Genomic DNA, 17,964 nt, shown 5'->3' with positions numbered 1-17,964 from the left:
GGTTGGCCTGTACAAGGCCCGGCCGTGCTTGTCAGCGAGGGAGGATCAGCGATTCAGCAAGAGAGGCTCTGCGATCCTTGCCCATCACGAGCGGGTCTTCACGGTGATGAACATATTCAGCCGGTCGTGGATTTCCTGGAGGGTGTGGCGGAACGGCTCATGCTTGTCGCTGGTGACCGGGTCCTCGAAGTTCCAGACGATCACCTCGCCGGAGGACGGCATGCGCGCGGCCTCTTCCGAGGACTTGTCGCACAGGGTGATGACATAGTGGAACTCCTGCCCCGCGAACTCGTCGAGGGCCTTGCTGCGCAGCCCCTCGGTGTCGATGCCGATATGTTCGAGAGACTCCAGGGTGCGCGGATCGATCTCGCTGGCCACAAGGCCGGCGCTGAAGGCCTCGAAGTCTTCGGCGTCGGCGTGGCGCAGCAGCGCTTCGGCCATCAGCGAGCGGGCGTCATTCCTGGCGCACACGAACAGCACACGGCGTTTGTCACTCATGCTTCATTCCCCTGTTTTCAGACTGCTGGGATAGTGCCCCGGAAAATCGCACTTTTTATTACAGCCTGTTTTTCGACGGCGGGATGCCGCGGCGACGGCGCGCACGTGCTGCCCGTCGGTTGATCCAGGCGTGACCTGTGAAAGATTGAAATAGAGCGACGGAACACCCTGGCGGGAACCACTGGCCGGAGGAAGGCCAGCGGTTTGCAGATGAGGCTCGGTAATCAGTTGTTACATATCAGGCCATGCAGCACGCCGAAGCGCAGCCCCGGTTCGGAAGGCGTCATCTGGGTGACGCCAAACACCTTGAACGCCGCCAGCATCACCGCCAGGCCGCCGGGCAGGATGCTCAGGCGATGGGACTGCAAGCCGGCCAGCCTGAGGCGTTTGACATGCCCGGCTTCCAGCAGGCGCAACGACAGGCGCAACAGCCCGCCGTAGGTGATGCCGTCCTGGCCATAGTCGTTCAGGCCATTGGCCTTGAGCACCTTGGCCAGGAAGCGGGCGGTGCCCGAGGAACCTATGGCCTGCTGCCAACCCAGCTGGCGATAACGCCGGGCGACTTTCTCGAACTTCAGGCTGGCCATGCGCTCGGCTTCCTGCAGGGCGTGAGCCGAGACCGCGCCGCCCGGAAAGTAGCGCGCGCCGAAGGTCCCGCTGCCGATGGCGATGCTCTCGGTCAGCAAGGGCTGGGCGCCCTGGCCCAGGATCAACTCGGTGGAGCCGCCGCCGATGTCCACCACCAGGCGCATGCTTTCGCTGCCCGGCACGGTATGGGCGACGCCGGCATACACCAGCCGCGCCTCTTCATGCCCGGAGATGACATCGATGCGAAACCCCAGGTGACGCTCCGCGCTGGCCAGGAACAGCGGCGCATTGTCGGCTTCACGCACGGCGCTGGTGGCCACCGCCCGCACCCGCCCGGCCTCGAAACCGCGCAGCTTCTTGCCAAAGCGCGCCAGCGCCTGCCAGCCCCGGTCCAGCGCCAGCTCGTCCAGGGTGCCTTCCTGGAAGCCCTCCGCCAGGCGCACCGGCTCACGCAGGGTCTTCACTTCCTGGATCATGAACCCCTGGCTGCGCCTGACCGGCTGGCCGATCATCAGGCGAAACGCATTGGACCCAAGATCAATGGCTGCGAACAGAGAGGCGTCGCCTTTCATGGGGGGGATTCCTGGCAGGTTGATCAACCGGCAGGCCGCAGCCTGTCGAGCACCCAAGAGGGTTTGCGGCGATCTTGCCATGCCATCGATGACGCCAAGATGACAGCCACCCACCTTGATGCGCCCGACTGGCGCTCCCCAGGCCTGGCCCTGCCGCTGCCCGGTAACGGAGGGGAGTCAAAGGCTTTGCAGCGGCAAGGGGGCTGTCATCATTTGGTCATTTTTCGCGGCGATACTCGCGCTATCAACAACGCGTGCTCTCCTTTAACGCTGCCATCTTGGGCGGCTTTTTTTTGCCCGAAAATCCTGGCGGCAACCTTGCCGGATCGGGAAAACCTGCCTAGCCATCAAGGGCTGCGACATCCCCCACCGCCGCTCCCGCAAGCGCATCGGCACAAGGCTCGCCGCTATCGTCCAGGCGGCTGCGAGCGAACAGGGCCGCTGAACGCAGGGCCCGCCTGGCCGAACGCAGGTAGAACGCCTGCAACTGAAACACATGCCACCTCGCCGCATGCACTTCCAGGCGACATGCCACGCCACAGTGCAGCGCACGCTCGGCCAGGCGCGTGGAGTCCGCCAGCAGCAACTCCTGATCCCCCACCTGGATCAGCATCGGCGGCAAGCCGCGCAAATCGGCGCTCAATGGGCTGTGCAACAGGCTATCGGCAGGCGCTGCGTAGGCGCTCAGCCCTTGCTCGAGCCAGTCGCGCCGCAGCATGGGATCGGTGTACTGGCGGGTGATGAGGGTCGGCCCGCTCAGCGTCGGGTCCGTCACCGGGGACAACAGCAGCAGGCCCGCAGCAAAGGGCTCGCCCCGTTGTTGCAGGCTAAGCGCCAGGGCCAGGGCCAGAGAGCCGCCCGCGGAGTCGCCGGCCAGCAGGATCTGCCGCGCCGAATAGCCTTGCGCCCGGATCGCCTGGTAACAGGCCAAGGCATCTTCCAGGGCTGCGGGAAACGGGTGTTCCGGCGCCAGCCGATAGTCCGGCACCCAGACGGCCATCCCCGCGTCCCGGGCCAGACGGCTGGTCAGGCTACGGTGAGTGGCAGGGCCACCCAGGCAGAAGGCGCCGCCATGCAGATAAAGCATTACCCCATCCGCCTTGGTGTGCTCCGGGGTCAGCACCTGCAGCGCTATGCCCGAGACCTGCGCCCGTGCCTGGCTCACGCCCGCGCAGCCCGGCATCGACCACGACAGGCCGCTGACGATACGCCGCTGTGCAGCAAGGCTTCGCGGCGGACCGATCAGCGCCCGGAAGCTCAGCCGCAAGAGTTGGCGCAACAGGCCGGCACTGAGGACTTCGAGGCTATCGCGAGGCTCGGCAACCAGCCGCCCGTAGACCTGCCCCGACTCGCTGACCAACGCCCTGGAAAAACCATAGGCGCGCAATGCCGAATAACGGGTCAGCCAGCGATAGGACAAGGTGAAGCCCGGCCAGTTGGTGCTGTTGTGGCCCGCTGCGTCGACATACCAACTCTGGCAACCGCTCCACACGGAATCGGCCAGGCGGCGCTGTATCCGCTGATGGAAACGCTGCTCCGTCTGCTCGTCGACCTCGACGGTGGTGGCCGCAGCCTTGTGCATCGCGCGCCAGCAGCGCATGACATGGGATATCTGGCTTTCCAGCATGTAGACGATCGAGTTGTGCCCCAGGTTGGTATTGGGGCCATACAACATGAAGAAGTTGGGAAAACCCGGCACCGCCAGCCCCAGATACGCCCGTGCACCCTGCTCCCAGGCGTGCTGCAGCTCCAGCCCGCCGCGCCCGACGATGGTCATCGGCGCAAGGAACTGGGTCGCTGCGAACCCCGTCCCGTAGATGATCGCGTCGACCGGGTGCTGCTTGCCGTCCAGCGTCTCGATGCCCTGCTCGGTAATGCGCCCGATGCCCTCGGTGATCAACTGCACATTGGGCCTGGCCAGGGTCTTGAGGTAATCGCTGGACAGCAGGATGCGCTTGCAGCCGATGGGGTAGTCCGGGATCAGTTGTCGGCGCAGTTGCGGGTCGCCGATCGACTGGTTCAACAAGCGGCGGAACGGCAGGCCGACCGCCCACTTCATCAGTCCCTTGAAACGGGTAAAACCCAGGGCCCTGGATTCGTAGCGCAGGTAGATGGCGGCCCGATGCAGCGCCATGCGCCAGGGCTTCCTGGCGAACAGCTGCTTTTCCTCCTCGCTGTAGGCGCGATCGGGCCGGGGCAGGATGTAGGCCGGCGAGCGCTGGAATACCTTGAGCTGCGCCACCGAGTCGGCGATGGCCGGCACGAACTGAATGGCCGAAGCACCCGTCCCTATCACCGCCACCCGCTTCCCCGCCAGCGAGTAGCCGTGATCCCAGTTGGCAGAGTGGAACACCTGCCCCTTGAACGCCTGCATGCCTTCGATCCTGGGCAGCGCCGGCCGGCTGAGCTGGCCCGTGGCGCTGATCAGCAAGGCGGCGCGATGCACCCGCCCACCGACTTCGGTGACGCACCACTGCGCGCTGGCCTCGTCGAATCGCGCCGCCTGCACTTCAGCGCCGAAGCGGATGTGCCGCGCCACCTCATACTTGCGCACGCAATGCTGCAGATAACCCTGTATCTCGGCTTGCGGGGCGAACATCCGCGTCCAGCCCGGATTGGGTTCGAAGGAAAACGAATACAGGTGCGACGGCACATCGCAGGCCGCGCCCGGGTAACTGTTGTCGCGCCAGACGCCGCCGACATCCTGCTGTTTTTCCAGAATGATGAAGTCCGTGACGCCGGCCTTGCGCAGCGCGATGGCCATGCCGATGCCGGCAAAACCGCTGCCGATGATCAGGGCGGTGAGTGGCGACGTCGATGGCAGGTCGGGTTCGAGTTGGGGCATGCAGCACCTCTTTTGTTGTTTTTTTCATGGGCAGGCGCAGGTCTTCGCATGATGGGATCCACGGCCTTCCCGGCAATCCCGATCAGCCTAGCCTGTGCGCCCATCATGCTGGCCCGGCCTTGCCAGTCCCATGACGCAAAGGGACAGATACTTTAGTATTCAGGCCAATTCCTTTCCCTGACCCCGGGTAAACAGCATGAACATGCTGGAGTTGTTGCGAGGGCCGGCCAGTGCCCTGCTGATGGTGGATTTCGGTCGCGAAAGAGGCTTCTCGCCTGCGCAATTGCTGGCCGGTTCGGGCCTGTCGCTGGCCCGGCTGGCCGATCCCAACTTCGAGCTGTCATGCACCCAGGAACTGCGCCTGATCAATAATCTGCTCAACCTGTCGGGACACCCGCAGGGGCTGGGCTACCAGGTGGGCGAGCGTTATCACTTCTCGACCTACGGGCTGTTCGGTTATGGCCTGATCAGCAGCGCGACCGCAGGCGACGCCTTGCAGCTGGCCCTGCGGTTCTTGCCGCTGACCTACGCGTTCACCCGGATCGCCTACCATGAGCAACCGCCGCTCGGCATCCTGACGTTCAGCGAACCGGCGCTGGCGGATGAATCGCTCAGGGACTTTGTGGTCGAGCGCGACATGGCCGCCGCCGCGGTGCTGCTCAAGGAAATAGCTGGCCGCGAGTTCTCGCTGGCGGGTTTTACCCTGAGGAAGAAACGCTCGGTCGATCAGGCGGCCGCCAGTGCCGGCAGTATTCTAGGCGTGCGCCCCGACTACCTGGCCGACAGCAACAGCCTGGCCTTCGATCGTTCGCTGCTGAGCCGCCCGCTGCCCCAGGCCAACACCGTCACCGTCTCGATGTGCGAGCAGATGTGCGCGCAATTGATGGAGCGCCGGATCCCCCGCACGGGCACCGCCAACCTGGTCCGCCAGTACCTGAACATCACCCCCCTGGGCGCACCGCCAGACCTGCCGAGCATGGCCAGCCTGATCAATCTCAGCGAGCGCACCTTGAAACGCCGCCTGCACCAGGAAGGCACCAGTTACCGGCACCTGCTGGAGCAGTCGCGCAGCACTGCAGCCCTGGAGCTGCTCGGCGACCCTGCGCTCAAGCTGACCGAGATCGCCGAAAAACTGGGCTATAGCGACCTGTCGAGTTTCTCCCAGACCTTCAAGCGCTGGTACGGCGTGTCCCCCAGAACCTATCGCCACGCGTCCAAGGCCCCTTAGAAAGCAGACCTGGGGAGGCGCTGGCCTACAACGTCAGGCGGCCCTCGATACAGGTCACCGCCGAGCCGCCGATCCAGACCTCATCGCCGATCCGTTCGACCTGGATGCGCCCGGCCCGGCCCATGCTCAGGCCCTGGCTGACCACGTAGGACGCCGGCGCCAGGCCAGCCCCCAGCAGCCATTGGGCGATGCCGGCGTTGAGGCTGCCGGTGGCCGGGTCTTCCGGCATGCCGTCGCCGGCGATAAAGGCCCGCACTTCGAACTGCGCCGCGTCGCCATCGCGCTCGGGGTTCCAGGGTGCGATCACCCCCACCGCGAGGCCCGTCAGTTGCGCATAGTCGGGTTGCAGGTCGAGCACCTGACCGCGCTCGGCCAGCAGCACCGCCAGCCAGCCGGCGCCGTTGTCCACCCATTGCGCGTCGACTATGGCCCCGGGCGCCAGCCTCAGGCCCTGGCGCACCTGCTCCAGCAAGCCAGCCTCCACCGGGCCGGACTTGAGCAAGGGCGGCGCGAGAAACGCCAGCTCGGCGCCGTTGCGGCGAATGCGCACCAGGCCTACCTCGCACTCCTGGACGATCTCCTCGCCCTTGGGCATGCCGCCGGCCTCCAGCCAGGCATGGCAGCTGCCAAGGGTCGGATGGCCGGCGAACGGCAGCTCCTGCAGGGTGGTGAAAATCCGCAGGCGATAGTCGGCCAGCGGGTCTTGGGGTTCGAGGATAAAGGTGGTTTCGCTGAGGTTGGTCCAGTTGGCGAACGCCGCCATGCGCGCATCGCTCAACGGGTCGGCGCCGAACACCACCGCCACCGGGTTGCCCTTGAGCGGCTCGTTGCTGAAGACATCCACCTGCTTGAAATCGAATCGGCTCATTGCGGGGCCTTGTCTGAATGAACGCGGTCAGGCCTGGATCGGCCTGACCTGCACGAAGCATATGAAAATCCCTGTAGCCGCTGCCGCAGGCTGCGCTCGGCGACGCAGTCGTCGTAAAACCTGACGACGCGAGCTGCCTGGCACAACGCATCAGGCCTTTTTGCGGCGACTGCGTCGCCGATCGCAGGCTTCGCCAGCGGCTACAAGATGCGGAGCGATCAAACGGGCTTGGGAATTTCCAGGCCGCGGATCACCGCCGGGCGCGCGAGGAAACGCTCCAGCACGCGCTGCACGTTGGGGAAGTCCTTGAAGCCCACCAGGTCGCCGGCCTCATAGAAGCCGACCAGGTTGCGCACCCAGGGAAAGGTGGCGATATCGGCGATGGTGTAGCGCTCGCCCATGATCCAGTCGCGACCTTGCAGGCGGCCTTCGAGCACGCTCAGCAGGCGGCGGGATTCGGCGACGTAACGGTCGCGCGGGCGCTTGTCCTCGTAGTCCTTGCCGGCGAATTTGTTGAAGAAGCCCAACTGGCCGAACATCGGGCCGATGCCGCCCATCTGGAACATCAGCCACTGGAGGGTCTCGTAGCGCGCGGCGGATTCCTGGGCCAGCAGTTGCCCGCTCTTGTCCGCGAGGTAGATCAGGATCGCTCCCGACTCGAACAGCGCCAGCGGCCGGTCGTCCGGGCCATGGGGATCGAGGATCGCCGGGATCTTGTTGTTCGGGTTCAGGGAAAGGAACTCGGGGGACATCTGGTCATGGGTTTCGAAGCTGACGCGATGCGGCTCGTAGGGCAGCCCGATCTCTTCGAGCATGATCGAGACCTTGACGCCGTTGGGGGTCGGCAAGGAATACAGCTGGATCCAGTCGGCGTACTGCGCAGGCCATTTCTGGGTGATGGGGAATGCGGAGAGATCGGTCATGACAGGCTTCCAATGACAGTCAGATGAAAGGCCGTGGCCCCGGGCCGGGCGGCGACGGCGCTAGATTACAGGCATAGGTTCGCGGCGCGCATTCTTAAATTCGAAACATCCGGTGGTTAAGCTTCCCGGCAGCCAGACAGCGGTGCGGATAAAGTAACGGGCCAACGCTCGCAGCCCCACGCCCGGATCGAACCAAAAGGCGTCCTGGGACTCAGAGCACTGCCTGCGGGCAGAAACACTCGTTCAACGACAGGGAAAACCACGCGAAGCCGGGAGCTCGCCGTGGAAAGGTTTGTCAGCCTTAACCGATTGCGCTGAAGTACCCACAATCAAATGAAGAATCTGCTGAGTTTCACCCAACGCCTGCAACGCCGGTCCTACGTATTCTTTCCGGCGCTGATGCTGACCAGTGCGCTGCTGCTGTCGCTGGAATCCAGTGAAAGTCGCGCCCAGCCGGTGGACGGCACCCAGACCCTGATCTTCCTGCGCCACGCGGAAAAACCCGCCGGCGGCCTCGGCCAGCTCAACTGCCAGGGCCTGAACCGCGCCATCGACCTGGCCTCCTTGCTGCCGGAAAAATTCGGCAAAGCCAACTACGTGTTCGCCGCCAACCCGACGCGCAATGTCGAGGAAGGCGAGCTCGACAACTCCTACAGCTACATCCGCCCGCTGATGACCATCAGCCCCAGCGCCATCAAGCTCGGCCTGCCGGTGAACATCGAGTTCTCGGCCAACGACACCAGCGAGCTGGCCGACGAGCTGCTGCACGACCGCTACCACAACTCGATCATCTACACCGCCTGGTCCCACGGCTACCTGCCGGAACTGATCAACAAGGTGGCGCGCGAAGCCGTCGGCGAAAAACGCACCATCACCGACGACTGGGCCTCCAACGATTTCGACTCGCTCTACGTGCTGACCCTGACCTGGCACAACGGCAAGGCCACCCTCGACAGCCGCAGCTACAAGCAGGGCCTGGATAACGGCGAGGAAAGCTGCCCGACCTGATGGCCGGGCACCTGCCTGGCCCCTGTAGCCGCTGCCGAGCCCGCGAGGCTGCGCCAGACCCGCAGGGTCTCCAGCGCCCCCAAGATCCCCACGAGCGTGCCGCTCGATCGCAGCCTGCGGCAGCGGCTACATAAACATCGAGCCTGACCGAAATATCGAGGATGTAACCCTTCCCTGTAGCCGCTGCCGAGCCCGCGAGGCTGCGATAGACCCGCAGGGTCTCCAGCGCCCCCAGGATCCCCACGAGCGTGCCGCTCGATCGCAGCCTGCGGCAGCGGCTACACAACCATCGGGCCCGACCGGAATATCGAGGGGGTCTCAGTTCCCTGTAGCCGCTGCCGAGCCCGCGAGGCTGCGACAGACCCGCAGGGTCTCCAGCGCCCGCAAGACCGCCGCGAGCGTACCGCTCGATCGCAGCCTGCGGCAGCGGCTACACAACGCTCCGAATACGACTAGGTATCGAGGATGTCGCCACTCCCTGTAGCCGCTGCCGAGCCCGCGAGGCTGCGCCAGACCCGCAGGGTCTCCAGCGCCCGCAAGACCGCCGCGAGCGTACCGCTCGATCGCAGCCTGCGGCAGCGGCTACACAACGCTTCGGTACGACCGGGTATCAAGAATGTAGCCACCCCCTGTAGCCGCTGCCGAGCCCGCGAGGCTGCGATAGACCCGCAGGGTCTCCAGCGCCCGCAAGACCGCCGCGAGCGTGCCGCTCGATCGCAGCCTGCGGCAGCGGCTACACCCAGCATCGAGCGGCAGCGGCTACAGCAAGCTCGGCGCCGACCGGGTCGCTGCGTTAATATCCGCGACCTAACGTCACTGTCCGGAATCACTGTCCATGTCCAGCCTTGCCCCTGCCAGCCCCGTCCGGGGCTGGTCGTTCTGGTGGAAACCCGCCCTGTTCGTCCTGGTGGCGTGCGTCGGCCTCTACTTCGTCAAGTGGTCGCCCTACTACGCCAAGGCCTTTGTCGCCGCCGACAGCCACAGCATCGGCGCCTCGATCATCAACGATCAGCCTTCCTCGCCATTGAACGCCGCCCTGGCCTACGCCCAGGTGTATTTCCTGGCGATCTGGAAAGCCGCGGTGCTGGCGGTGATCCTCGGCTCGCTGCTGCAAGTGCTGATCCCGCGGGACTGGCTGCTGCGCCTGTTCGGCCGCGCCGGTTTCGGCTCGACCCTGCGCGGCGGCCTGTTCGCCCTGCCGGGCATGATGTGTTCCTGCTGCGCCGCGCCCGTGGCCGCCAGCATGCGTCGGCAGAATGTCTCGGTGGGCGCGGCGCTGGCCTTCTGGATCGCCAACCCGGTGCTCAACCCGGCGACCCTGGTGTTCATGGGTTTTGTCCTCGGCTGGGGCTTTACCGCGCTGCGCCTGGTGGCGGGCATCGTGCTGGTGCTGGGGGTGTCGCTGGTGGCCCAGCGCATCGCCCGTCCCGAGCAACTGCCGGAGGCGGCGGTGGAAGCCGTGGTCGAAGCCAGCACGGCTAACGACGGCGCCTTCTTCAGCCGCTGGGCGCGCAGCCTGTGGCAGCTGTTCTGGAGCACCATTCCGATCTATGTGCTGGCGGTGCTGGTGCTGGGCGCAGCGCGGGTCTGGCTGTTCCCCCATGTCGAGGGCGCGATTGGCGACAGCCTGCTGTGGCTGGTGCCGCTGGCGATTGTCGGCACGCTGTTCGTGATTCCCACCGCCGCGGAAATCCCTATCGTGCAGACCATGATGGCCCTAGGCATGGGCACCGGCCCGGCGGTGGCCTTGCTGATGACCCTGCCGAGCATCAGCCTGCCGTCGCTGCTGATGCTGCGCAAGGATTTCGACGCGCGGGTGCTGGTGACCGTGGCCGGGCTGACCATGCTGATTGGCGTGGTGTGCGGGTTGATTGGCGCGGCGTTGTTGTAACCGAAAGTTCGATGGCGTCCGCGTGGACGTCATCGCGGGNGCGAGGCTTGCCCGCGATGGGGCCAAAGGCCCCGCCCTTCTATCGACTCAGCCGCGCTGGCGAGCCCGTTCGCGCAAATACTCCAGCACCGCCGCCTGCTCGCCGACGAACTCGATGCGCGCACCTTTGCTTTCGCGCTGGAAGGCATACATCGGGTCGTAATACTCCTTGAGCAACCCTTCGATCCAGGCCCGGTGCAGGTCCACACTGCCGCTGCGGGCCTGCTCGGCCAGGGCGGCCTCCAGCAGCTGGTACAGCCGCTGGTGACGCTCGCCCCCCAGGCGTTTGCGGATGTTGTTCAGGCTTTCCAGCAGGCGCTGGGAAAACCGCGCAAAGCCGTCCTCGCCATGCACCGCGACGAACTCCGCGCACAGGTCGATCACGTAGTCGCGCAGGATCCGCTCGATCCGCCCCTCCAGGCCATCCTCCAGCCAGACCATGGGAAAACGCTGCATGCCCTGGTACAGCGGCAACGGCAAGGCGCAGCTGCCGATCATGCGGTTCTCGTCTTCCAGCACAAAGCGGGCGATGCCGCGGTCGCGCTTTTTCAGGATGTCCACCGCCAGGCGGTTCTCAAAATCGATGTTCGACGGCTGGCCGCTGGCGCGCTTGCCGAAACTGGAGCCGCGGTGGTTGGCGTGGCCTTCCAGGTCCAGGCCGTTGGCCAGTTGATGGAGCACCTCGGTCTTGCCGATGCCGGTCATGCCGCCGAGCAGGACAAAATCACACTCGGCCACAGCACCCTCGAGGGTGTCGAGCAGGAAGGTACGCATGGCCTTGTAGCCACCGCCGACCCGCGGGTAGTCGATGCCGGCCTCGTCCTTGAGCCACTGCTGGACGATCTGCGAACGCAGGCCGCCGCGGAAGCAATACAGGTAGCCGTCGGGATGGGCCCGGGCGAAGTCGGCCCAGGCCTGGATGCGCTCGGCCTTGATCGCCCCGGACACCAGTTGATGGCCGAGGACGATCGCCGCCTGCTGGCCCTGCTGCTTGTAGCAGGTGCCGACCCGCTGCCGTTCGTGGTCGGTCATCAGCGGCAAGTTGACCACCCCGGGAAAGGCGCCCTTGGTGAATTCGATCGGCGCGCGGGTGTCCATCATCGGCCGGTCGTTGAGGAAGATTTCGCGGTAGTCGGTGATATCGATGGGCATCAGATCACCTCGACCGCGTTGCTCTGTCGCTCTACCAGCTCGCCGATCGGCGCCAGTTCCAGGCCGAGTTCGGCGGCCAGCGCGAGGAACGCCGCATTGCCCTCGGGCGTGACGGCGATCAGCAGCCCGCCGCTGGTCTGCGGGTCGCACAGCACCAGCTTGTGCAGGGCCTGGATACGCCCGAGCTTGTCGGCGTAGCTGTCGAAATTGCGCTGGGTGCCGCCCGGCACACAGCCCTGGTCCAGGTAGTACTCGACCCCCGGCAGGCGCGGCACCCGATCGTAGTGGATGCGCGCGGTCAGGTTGCTGCCATCGGCCATTTCCACCAAGTGCCCGAGCAGGCCGAAACCGGTGACGTCGGTCATCGCGGTCACGCCATCGAGCTTGCCGAAACGGCTGCCGGGCTTGTTCAGGGTGCACATCCAGTCACGGGCCAGGCCGACGTCGGCGCTGCGCAACTTGCCCTTCTTCTCGGCGGTGGTCAGCACGCCGATGCCCAGGGGTTTGGTCAGGTACAGCAGGCAACCGGCGGTGGCGGTGTCGTTGCGCTTCATATGGCGCTTTTCCACCAGGCCGGTGACGGCCAGGCCGAAGATCGGTTCCGGGGCATCGATCGAATGACCGCCGGCCAGGGGAATGCCAGCCGCGTCGCACACTGCGCGCCCGCCGCGAATCACCTCGCGGGCGACTTCCGGCGCCAGCACATTCACCGGCCAGCCGAGGATGGCGATGGCCATCAAGGGGTCGCCGCCCATGGCGTAGATATCGCTGATGGCGTTGGTGGCGGCGATGCGCCCGAAGTCGAACGGGTCGTCGACGATCGGCATGAAGAAGTCGGTGGTCGAGACCACGCCGCGCTCTTCGTCGATGGCGTACACCGCCGCGTCATCGCGCGAGGCGTTGCCGACCCAGAGTTTCGGGTCGAGGTTCTGCGCGCCGCTGCCGGCCAGAATCACCTCCAGGACCTGGGGAGAAATCTTGCAACCGCAACCCGCGCCGTGGCTGTACTGGGTCAGGCGAATCGGCTCGCTCATGGGGCACCTCTGGAAGTCGTGGAGCGGCGATTCTAGCAGAGCGCCCCAAGCAGAACGTCAAGCACAAGACTTAAGGCATATTGACATCACTGGCACGCCGGGGAGAATCGCGGCAGCCGTTTCGGGATGGCACTGGCCAACCTGAGGCTCGAGGGTTCAGAAGCGACGCTGTTCTCGACGTTGAAGCGCGACGACACCAAGACGATAAGTCGCACTGCCTTGGGCGCCCTCTTCAACCTCTGCCACGACTGGCACTACCGGCCGGAATTCCGCAGCCTCGCGCACGCCCTCGGTCAGGGAAACCACTTGAAGACAAAAGGATTTCGCAGATGCACTCCAGAACCACCATCGAACGCACGCAGCATGGCGTGGGGCAAGGCGGGTTCCATACCTGCCGTATCCGTAGAGGGGGTCCCTACAACAGGCAGGATTACGAGAAAAAAACGACCTATGAATATGTATTCGACTGCGGCACACGCTCGGTCGGCCCTGGCGACACCCCCTTGAAGGACTTTTTGTCCCAGCATATTGAAAACTACAAACCTGCCAACAACATCGTGGATGCGCTGTTCATTTCACATCTGGACATCGACCACTACAACGGCGCGCAAATGTTATGCAGTGCGAAATCGGTTTCGCGCATCTTTCTTCCCTACTTCACCGTCGACCAGATTGTTTTCCTGATTGCCGACCAGGCCAGCAACGATGTGGTGCTGGCTCCCGACTACATCAACAACCTGTTGGCTATTGCCGCGGGTAGGCGCCGCCTGTTCGGCGTGCCCGTGACCGTTGTCGGTGGCGACGAGTCGCCGGAAAACCTCGATCCAGCGCCCCCTGCCGAAGAGCGGGGCGAACGCTTCCAGCCTGTCGTTATCCGGGAGGATGGGCAGGCGCAACCGCTGTCCGGGAATCTTCCAAGTGGTACGGATATCGCGTTAAGGAGCTCTCTGGAACAACTGCCCTGGGTTCTGCGGCCATGGAGTTACAAACAGAGCAGTGCGGCGCTGCTGGCCATGTCCAGGGCGATAGACAAGATCCCGGCACTGAAGGGCATCCAGACCCATGCCGGTAGTGTTTCCAAGGCCCACATCGACGCCTTGAACGAGAAAGCGAATAAAACGGCGATTCGCAAAGCCTGCTGCATGATCATCAAGGATGCCAAAGGCACTTACGCCAGCAACCACAACACGCCCTCGCTAAGCCTTTACAGTGGCCCTCCCGGCCACGACCGGAGCAACTACCAGTTTCGCTACAGCGAACGCGGCGTCATCAATCGAGCCTTGAACAGGGACCCCGTCGGCTGGATAACCACCGGCGATTGCCTGATGAACAATCACTGGGCGGACTTCCGCGCCTGTTTCGCAGACGTGCTGACCCACGTCGGTACTTATGTGCTGCCGCATCACGGTTCCGTCCATAATCACTCGCAGGACTTCATCGACGCGATACCGGGGCAACTGGCACTCATTTGTGCCCGTCACGGCTCCGAGGACCACCCCTCGAAAACGGTGTTGAACTGCCTGTATGAAGTGGATGACCACATTCAGATAGTCAACGAATACTCGACCCGAGGCGTCAAAGAGATCGTCAGTTTCCACCACCTCGATGATTGAACGAGGGACCATCAGCCTGTGTCGGGCGGCAGCGTTGCGCAGCCGCCTGACACAGGGCACCTATGCCGCCAGCGTCTTCGCCCTTTCTTCGCGCACAACGCCCAAACGCTGTGCAACGTCCTGACCAAAAAGACAGCTTATTGGCCGGTTTCGCCTTTATTTCAATCAGCTACTTAAAGTTGGTACAGCATATGCAAACGTTTGCGAGGTCAGCCTTCGAGAGCTTTCGCCGCCAGTTCGGCCAAGCCGGGCCACTCGGGCTTCAGAACCGCACGAACAGGGATTTTCAATGCATCTACCTTCCACCCCCTCCGCGTCCCGCCACACCTTGGTTGTTTCCTTGCTACTAAGCACCGTTACAGGACTACTCAGTACTGCCACCCTGGCGCAGACCGACATCGTCGATAAGTCCGCCCAGGGCGAAGCCCTCAGCCCCGAAGCCAGCCCGCCAAAGAAAGGCCCCTACCTGTCGGACTGGTACAACCAGGACCTGACTCTGATCGGCAGCAAGGACATCAGTTTCGGCCCACAGCCGGCCGACGATATCTACCTGGAGTACGAGTACTTCGGCCGCAAGGGGCCGTTCGAGCTGTACGGCTACATCGACATCCCGAAGATCTTCAACATCGGCAACAGCCATGACAAAGGCGTGTGGGACCACGGCTCGCCGGTGTTCATGGAGCACGAGCCGCGGATCTCCATCGACTACCTGGCTGGACGCAGCCTGGCCATCGGCCCGTTCAAGGAGTGGTACGTGGCCTTCGACTGGATCTACGACCACGGCAGCAACAGCGCCAACCGTGCCAATACCCTGTACAGCGGCCTGGGCACCGACATCGACACCCATTCGCGGGTCAACCTGTCGGCCAACTTCTACGGGCGCTACCAGTGGGAAAACTACGGCGCCAGCAATGAATACTCGTGGGACGGCTACCGGGCCCAGCTCAAGTACATAGTGCCCATCGACAAGTTCAGCAACGGCGCGTCGCTGACCTATATCGGCTTCACCAACTTCGATTTCGGCTCGGACCTGCACAAGGACAACCCGGCCCGCACCGCCAACGCCACGGTATCCACCAACGTATTGCTGTATTCCTTCACCCACCTGCGGTTCACTCTGGTCGGCCGTTACTTCCACAACGGCGGCAACTGGCAGGACGGCAGCGAGCTGAATTTCGGCGATGGCGATTTCCGCGCCCGGTCCAATGGCTGGGGTTACTACGCCGGCATCGGTTACCAGTTTTAAGAGCAGCGGCGAGCCCTGAGCGGCAAGCTGCAAGTCAAGAGCCATGGAGGTTTTATGAATGTGATGACCCGTCTTTCCCTGTCGGTTGGTCTGGCTGCCGGCACTCTGCTGTCCTGCGGCGCCTGGGCAAGCGAAACGGCTGCGGCACCGATCAAACCCAAGGTGATGCTGATCACCATGTTCGCCCCCGAGGCCCAGCACTGGATCGAGCGCCTGGAGCTGAAGCAGGAAGTGCGCGTACCGGGCCTGTCGGCGGAGTATCCGGCGATACGTTGCAATACCAAGGACGTCTGCCTGCTGGTCACCGGCATGGGCCAGACCAACGCCGCGGCCTCGACCCTGGCCCTGGCGCTGTCGCCGAAATTCGATCTGCGCAAAAGCTATTTCCTGGTCGCCGGGATCGCGGGCATCAGCCCCAAATACGGGACCATCGGCACCACTGCCTGGGCCCATTACCTGGTGGAATTCGGTACCCAGTGGGAACTGGATTCGCGGGACGCGCCAAAGGACTGGCCGACCGGCTACCTGGGCATCAACACCAAGGGCCCGAACGAGAAGCCGCCGCTGGACTACAAGACCGAAGTCTTCGAACTCAACCCGAAACTCCAGGCCAAGGCCTTCGCCCTGTCGCGTCGGGTGAGCCTGAGCGAAAGCAAGGAATCGGCGGCCTGGCGCCTCAAGTACCCGGCGGCCCCGGCCAACCAGCCGCCGGTGGTGACCCAGTGCGACACGCTGGCGGGCAACACCTGGTTCTCCGGCACGCGCCTGAGCGAGCGCGCCGAGGTCTGGACCCGCCTGCTGACCGACAACAAGGGCGAGTACTGCACCACCCAGCAGGAAGACAACTCCACCTACGAGGCCCTGCTGCGCGCCAGCCGCGAAGGCCGGGTGGACGTGCAGCGGCTGGCGGTGGTCCGCGCCGGCTCCGACTTCGACCGCCCCGAACCGGGCGGCAGCGAAGTCGACAACCTGCTCAAGTACGCCGACCAGGGCGGTTTCGTCCCGGCCCTGGAAAACCTCTATCGCACCGGCAATCCGCTGGTGCAGGACATCCTGAAGAACTGGTCGGCGTGGGAGAAAGGCGTGCCGGAGGCGTAAGCGCATAACGCCTGCGACTTTGGTTATGAGGTTGTCTGGGCTGACGCCGTCGCAAGCAAGGTCCAGACACGACACAGCCCCCAACCTGTAGCCGCTGCCGCAGGCTGCGATCGACCCGAANGCCTTCGGCAGCGGCTACACAACGCCAGGCCAGCCGGCCGATTCATGCAGGTCGGCCACCCTTACGGCAGCAAAATCACCTTCTCGCCACTGCCCCGATTCACCTCGCGGTAACGCTCGACACCCTGCTCCAGCGGCGATTCGAACAACCCCTGCGGCAATGGCAACAGCCCCTCATCGAAGAACCGGCCGAACTGTTCGAGCATGGCTGCGCAGGCCTGCACGCCATACAGCAACGAGTTGATCCCGACCACCGAACCGCCCTTGCGATACAGGCCCAGGGCCGGCAGTTGCACATGGCCGTCCACCGGCGCGGCGATGATGGCGATGCGGCCGAACGGCGCCAGAGCCGCGACCGAGGCCGGCAGCCAGAAGCCGGTGGTGTCGAAGATCACCTCGGCGCCGCCGGCGAACACTTCGCTGACCTGGGCCCCGAGGTCCTCCGGCTTGTCCAGCTGCAGGGTCTGGAACCCTTGCGCCTGCAAGGCCTTGACCTGCTCCGGACGCCGCGCGGCGGCCAGCAGCCGGGCTCCACGGATCTTCGCCAGGGCCAGGGCAGCGCTGCCCACCGCCCCGCCGCCAATCACCAGCAAGCTGGTGCCGGCGCCCACTCCGCTGCGCTCCAGGGCATCCCAGGCGGTGGTGTAAGGCACGCCCAGGCTGGCGGCCTGGGCGAAGCTCAGGTGCGCCGGCTTGTGCGCCACGCCCTTGGCCGACAGCGCCACGTACTGGGCATGGGAGCCGTCCGCGTAGAACCCCAGCTCCTTGCCGGTGCCCCAGACCTCCTGCCCCACCAGCTCCCGCGGCCCGTCCACCACCACCCCGGCAAAATCCCGCCCGGGAATGCGCGGCAAGGTGGTGTAGGGAAAACGCCCGAGCACGTTCTTCACGTCGCTGGGGTTGAGGCCGGCGGCCTTGATCTGCACCAGTACCTGATCGGCCGCCGGCACCGGGGTCGGCACCTCGACGTAGCGCAGCGACGACAGATCGCCGGTCTTGGAAAATTGCAGGGCGTGCATAAGCGCCTCCATGGACAGGGATAGAAAGGATCGAAAGGCTCAGGACAACCAGTTGCTCACCAGCTGCCGGCCCATGGGCCACAGTTGTTCGCCGGCAAGCATGCCGAGCAGCCCGACCAGGGCGATGGCCGGCGGCGCCGGCGAGCGAAAGTTCAGGGCGCCATAGAGCAGGCCGACACCGAGGCCGATGGCGAGGGAGATGAGGTAATGCATGACGAACTC

The 17,964-nt window shown here is 64.6% G+C and carries 15 protein-coding genes; 6 read left to right on the top strand and 9 right to left on the bottom strand.

What is annotated here, in order from left to right; genetic code table 11:
- Window positions 1-84 precede the first annotated feature (84 nt).
- The 3 genes from ACTJKT_RS21505 to ACTJKT_RS21495 all read right to left on the bottom strand — a co-directional run bounded on the left by ACTJKT_RS21505 (window position 85) and on the right by ACTJKT_RS21495 (window position 4,503).
- Window positions 85-498, bottom strand: coding sequence for an arsenate reductase ArsC (locus ACTJKT_RS21505; protein ID WP_440788474.1), 414 nt, complete (start codon window positions 496-498; stop codon window positions 85-87).
- A 224-nt stretch (window positions 499-722) separates the two neighbouring features.
- Window positions 723-1,658, bottom strand: a complete 936-nt coding sequence (locus tag ACTJKT_RS21500; RefSeq protein WP_440788473.1) for a Ppx/GppA phosphatase family protein — start codon at window positions 1,656-1,658, stop codon at window positions 723-725.
- Between the two features lie 340 nt (window positions 1,659-1,998).
- Window positions 1,999-4,503 carry a flavin-containing monooxygenase gene (locus ACTJKT_RS21495; RefSeq protein WP_440788472.1) on the bottom strand — a complete coding sequence of 835 codons (2,505 nt, stop codon included), beginning with the start codon at window positions 4,501-4,503 and terminating at the stop codon, window positions 1,999-2,001.
- Between the two features lie 196 nt (window positions 4,504-4,699).
- Here ACTJKT_RS21495 and ACTJKT_RS21490 point away from each other — a divergent pair, with 196 nt between their 5' ends.
- Window positions 4,700-5,731, top strand: a complete 1,032-nt coding sequence (locus tag ACTJKT_RS21490; protein WP_440788470.1) for an AraC family transcriptional regulator ligand-binding domain-containing protein — start codon at window positions 4,700-4,702, stop codon at window positions 5,729-5,731.
- 25 nt (window positions 5,732-5,756) lie between these two features.
- On the opposite strand, the gene ACTJKT_RS21485 is transcribed toward ACTJKT_RS21490, so the two are convergent.
- Entirely contained in the window at window positions 5,757-6,599 is an 843-nt protein-coding gene (locus ACTJKT_RS21485) for a PhzF family phenazine biosynthesis protein (protein ID WP_440788469.1), read from the bottom strand.
- 218 nt (window positions 6,600-6,817) lie between these two features.
- Window positions 6,818-7,522, bottom strand: coding sequence for a glutathione S-transferase family protein (locus ACTJKT_RS21480; RefSeq protein ID WP_307950524.1), 705 nt, complete (start codon window positions 7,520-7,522; stop codon window positions 6,818-6,820).
- 333 nt (window positions 7,523-7,855) lie between these two features.
- Here ACTJKT_RS21480 and ACTJKT_RS21475 point away from each other — a divergent pair, with 333 nt between their 5' ends.
- Window positions 7,856-8,530, top strand: coding sequence for a hypothetical protein (locus ACTJKT_RS21475; RefSeq protein WP_038580264.1), 675 nt, complete (start codon window positions 7,856-7,858; stop codon window positions 8,528-8,530).
- Between the two features lie 835 nt (window positions 8,531-9,365).
- A complete protein-coding gene (locus tag ACTJKT_RS21470) occupies window positions 9,366-10,421 on the top strand; it encodes a permease (RefSeq protein WP_440788468.1) in 1,056 nt (351 codons plus the stop codon).
- Window positions 10,422-10,508: 87 nt separating this feature from the next.
- Here ACTJKT_RS21470 and mnmH read toward each other — a convergent pair whose 3' ends face one another.
- Window positions 10,509-11,612 (bottom strand): tRNA 2-selenouridine(34) synthase MnmH, encoded by a 1,104-nt coding sequence (mnmH, locus tag ACTJKT_RS21465; RefSeq protein ID WP_025804064.1) that lies wholly within the window; start codon window positions 11,610-11,612, stop codon window positions 10,509-10,511.
- On the bottom strand, window positions 11,612-12,646 hold the full coding sequence (gene selD / locus ACTJKT_RS21460) for a selenide, water dikinase SelD (RefSeq protein ID WP_025804065.1): 1,035 nt from the start codon (window positions 12,644-12,646) through the stop codon (window positions 11,612-11,614). Before selD ends, mnmH begins: the two co-directional genes overlap by 1 nt.
- 329 nt (window positions 12,647-12,975) lie before the next feature.
- Here selD and ACTJKT_RS21455 point away from each other — a divergent pair, with 329 nt between their 5' ends.
- The 3 genes from ACTJKT_RS21455 to ACTJKT_RS21445 all read left to right on the top strand — a co-directional run bounded on the left by ACTJKT_RS21455 (window position 12,976) and on the right by ACTJKT_RS21445 (window position 16,603).
- A complete protein-coding gene (locus ACTJKT_RS21455; protein WP_440788466.1) occupies window positions 12,976-14,259 on the top strand; it encodes a hypothetical protein in 1,284 nt (427 codons plus the stop codon).
- 289 nt (window positions 14,260-14,548) lie between these two features.
- Entirely contained in the window at window positions 14,549-15,505 is a 957-nt protein-coding gene (locus ACTJKT_RS21450; protein WP_440788465.1) for a nucleoside-specific channel-forming protein Tsx, read from the top strand.
- A 54-nt stretch (window positions 15,506-15,559) separates the two neighbouring features.
- Window positions 15,560-16,603, top strand: a complete 1,044-nt coding sequence (locus ACTJKT_RS21445; protein ID WP_009048212.1) for a purine-nucleoside phosphorylase — start codon at window positions 15,560-15,562, stop codon at window positions 16,601-16,603.
- Window positions 16,604-16,785: 182 nt separating this feature from the next.
- Here the strand turns inward: ACTJKT_RS21445 and ACTJKT_RS21440 are convergent, their stop codons facing one another.
- Both ACTJKT_RS21440 and ACTJKT_RS21435 read right to left on the bottom strand, forming a co-directional pair.
- Window positions 16,786-17,742, bottom strand: a complete 957-nt coding sequence (locus ACTJKT_RS21440) for a quinone oxidoreductase family protein (protein WP_440788464.1) — start codon at window positions 17,740-17,742, stop codon at window positions 16,786-16,788.
- A gap of 39 nt (window positions 17,743-17,781) precedes the next feature.
- Window positions 17,782-17,955: a DUF1427 family protein gene (locus ACTJKT_RS21435; protein ID WP_007930748.1), complete on the bottom strand. Its 174-nt coding sequence runs from the start codon at window positions 17,953-17,955 to the stop codon at window positions 17,782-17,784.
- Between the last annotated feature and the right edge of the window lie 9 nt (window positions 17,956-17,964).

The sequence above is a fragment of the Pseudomonas sp. 22526 genome, assembly GCF_052044735.1.
Lineage (GTDB): Bacteria > Pseudomonadota > Gammaproteobacteria > Pseudomonadales > Pseudomonadaceae > Aquipseudomonas > Aquipseudomonas piscium.
Note: the sequence above shows the minus strand (reverse complement) of the source record. Positions and strands in the feature narration are given on the sequence as shown.